Below are 2,655 nucleotides of genomic sequence, written 5' to 3' on the forward strand. Positions count from 1 at the left end.
GCTCGGTGCCGTCCGGGGCGGGCACGGTCGCGGTGGAGGCGTAGGGCAGGCCGGTCTGTTCCCGCACCGGGAGGGCGTCCATGTCGGCACGCGCCATGACGGTCGGGCCGTCCCCGTTCTCCAGGACCCCGATCACCCCGGTCCCGCCGACGCCGTCGGTGACCTCGTAGCCGAACGACCGCAGGGCCCCGGACACCTTCCCCGCGGTGCGGTGCTCCCGCAGTCCGAGTTCGGGGTGCCGGTGCAGGTCCTGGTAGACCTCCTCGAGGTGGGTGCGGATGCCGTCGAGGCCGGCCGGCACAGTGTGGGCTCGATTGGTCATGATGACTCCTTGCGCGGGTGGGACTACTCTTCCTCCCCGTTTCGGGTGGGGGGATTGATGTGGCGCCGTACCGTCGAGGCCACTTTGGACCGGGGCCGCCAGTCCAGGCCGGTGGGAAGGTTCCAGCCGTAGTGCACGGCGGTGAGCCGGAAGACCAGCGCCAGGGCGATGCCCAGGCCGATGCCGACCTGAGGGACGCCGAGGTACGAGCAGACCACCATGACTCCGGCGACCGCGACGGCGACGGTGGCGTACAGGCCGTTGCCACCGAACACAGCCGGCACCCGGCCGAGGATGACGTCACGCAGAGCGCCGCCGCCGACAGCGGTCACGGTGCCCAGCAGGACGGCCGGGAGCCAGCCCAGACCGGCCGCCAGCGTCTTGTTGGCGCCCGCGACCGCCCAGAACCCGATCACCGCGGCGTCGAGCGCGGTGAACAGCCGGTTCCAGGACTGCTCACTGAGCTTGATGAGGAACACCATCACGGAACCGGCCACGGCGGTCGACAGGTAGGCGTAGTCGGTCAGCGCGACCGGTGTGCCGTGCTGCAACAGCACATCCCTGATCAGCCCCCCCGCCCAGACCCGAAATAATGCCGACCACCAGGAACCCGAACAGGTCGAGGCCGGCTGTCCGGGCTACCGCACCGCCCAGCAGCGCGCACGAGAAGACGCCGGCAAGGTCCAGGTAACGCGTCGCGATATCAATCTCGAAGGAGACCGAAGAAGCCGACATTGCGGACACATTGGGCATGGGGCGAGCCTACTCGTGGTCCCGCCGTCGACTACCTGGAGGAATGCAAAGGGGGCGGATAGCAGCAGTATGCCGACTTGCATCGCGGCCCGCGGAGCCGGACCGTGCAAGGCAGAAGGACGGATCGAGGGAAACCTTGGTGCCGTCGACGAGGACACCGTCACGCTGATTACCTTTCGCGTGGTGGCGGCGCATCGTCGTGGCCCCGGTCTGCGAGTCCCCCACCGGCAGTCCGAGCACGAATGGAACCGCTGGGGAACTGAGGTGCATCAGCACCTCCGCCTGAGCTTGACCCTGTCGGGGATCTTGTCTGCGCCGTGAGGCGCTGTCGGTTCGAGTGGAGGTGGAAGACCTGCGCCAACCCCCTGTCGCAGCAGGGATGTTGAAGCTGAGGGCAGCCTGATCCGGGTGGTGTCGGGGAGGGCGGGAAGCGGCTCTGACAAAGCCGGGGCGTACCAGTACTGCCAGATGGTGCGGGTCCGGCGAGCGTGTTGGAGAGGAGTACGCGAGGAACCGGCGTTTTACGTCTCTCAAAGCGACACCGGCTCGGGCCTGGCGGATGGGGGCCGGGAGCGGCGCGTATCCGGGTCATCCGTTCGGGTGGTCCGGAGGGCGTTGTCACGTTGTTGGGTGCGTGACTGTCTGATGGTGGGTCGGGGCGTGGTGAGCCCGCGGCCACGGCCTGAACGCGGAGCCGGAACACGGCCCCAGCACGCCCCGCCAAACACCAACACCCTCGACAACGTGACAACGCCCCGGCCAGTCCTGTGATCTGGGAACTTCCAGGCCAGGCCACGGAGTCGTGTTTCCGAGCGGGACAGGTTCGCGCTGAAAGTGTCGAACAGTTCGCGCTGGAAGATCGCGCCCTGATATGCGCATTTACGGACTCTTCCATCTCTGCACCATGATGCACGCCGTTTTGGTCGCAGAAGCCGCGGGAACCCGGAACGGCATGATCCGAAGCATCGCGCGCGGCTGCGCCGCGGGAGCGGCCGGCACCACCGCTCTGAACGCCGTGACCTACGCCGACATGGCACTGCGCGGCAGACCGGCCAGCAGCACGCCGGAAACCGCGGTGGACAAGATCACCACACGCATGGGGCATCCGGTCCCGGACACGAGCGGCCGGGACAACCGGCTCACCGGCCTCGGAGCGCTGTCGGGCATCGCCGTCGGCACCGGCACGGGCGCCGCCGTGTCGCTGATCCGCCGGGCAGGTGTCCGGGGCCCCCTGTGGCTGGGCGGCCTGCTCACCGGCGCCCTGGCGATGGCCCTCGCCGATGCACCGATGGCCCGCCTCGGCGTCAGCGACCCCCGCACGTGGTCGGTCCGCGACTGGACCGCCGACGTCGTGCCGCACCTCGTCTACGGCCTGGTCACCTACGGCGTGMTCACGGCATCGGACCAGCGGCGMTGACACCCACGACCGACGCCCCCGTGCGACCTCCGGGACCGGMTTCCCGGTCTCGGKCMCGATGCGTACAGCCCTCTCCCGGAACTCCGCATCGAACTTCCGCTKCCCCGACGCCATGACTCCCGACTTCCTCTTCCGCCACGATGCSTCCACGTTACGAGGGGAG

3 protein-coding genes and 1 pseudogene are annotated in these 2,655 nt (G+C 68.9%); 1 reads left to right on the plus strand and 3 read right to left on the minus strand.

Going from position 1 to position 2,655, the window contains the following annotated elements:
• The 3 genes and pseudogenes from DIZ27_RS44865 to DIZ27_RS48370 form a co-directional block, all read right to left on the minus strand.
• Nucleotides 1-322: pseudogene (locus tag DIZ27_RS44865) on the minus strand (amidohydrolase); the annotation flags it as partial.
• Between the two features lie 23 nt (nucleotides 323-345).
• Entirely contained in the window at nucleotides 346-873 is a 528-nt protein-coding gene (locus DIZ27_RS44870; protein WP_258308936.1) for a trimeric intracellular cation channel family protein, read from the minus strand.
• Nucleotides 779-1,075, minus strand: coding sequence for a TRIC cation channel family protein (locus DIZ27_RS48370; RefSeq protein WP_309075010.1), 297 nt, complete (start codon nucleotides 1,073-1,075; stop codon nucleotides 779-781). Before DIZ27_RS48370 ends, DIZ27_RS44870 begins: the two co-directional genes overlap by 95 nt.
• A 952-nt stretch (nucleotides 1,076-2,027) precedes the next feature.
• Here DIZ27_RS48370 and DIZ27_RS44875 point away from each other — a divergent pair.
• Nucleotides 2,028-2,492, plus strand: coding sequence for a hypothetical protein (locus tag DIZ27_RS44875; RefSeq protein WP_109383975.1), 465 nt, complete (start codon nucleotides 2,028-2,030; stop codon nucleotides 2,490-2,492).
• Nucleotides 2,493-2,655: the final 163 nt, after the last annotated feature.

The organism is Streptomyces sp. NWU339 (assembly GCF_003143855.1).
GTDB lineage: Bacteria > Actinomycetota > Actinomycetes > Streptomycetales > Streptomycetaceae > Streptomyces.

What these genes read in the sequence shown, in the direction of transcription:
- DIZ27_RS48370 (WP_309075010.1), bottom strand. Translation starts at nt 1,075, where the DNA reads ATGCCCAATGTGTCCGCAATGTCGGCTTCTTCGGTCTCCTTCGAGATT.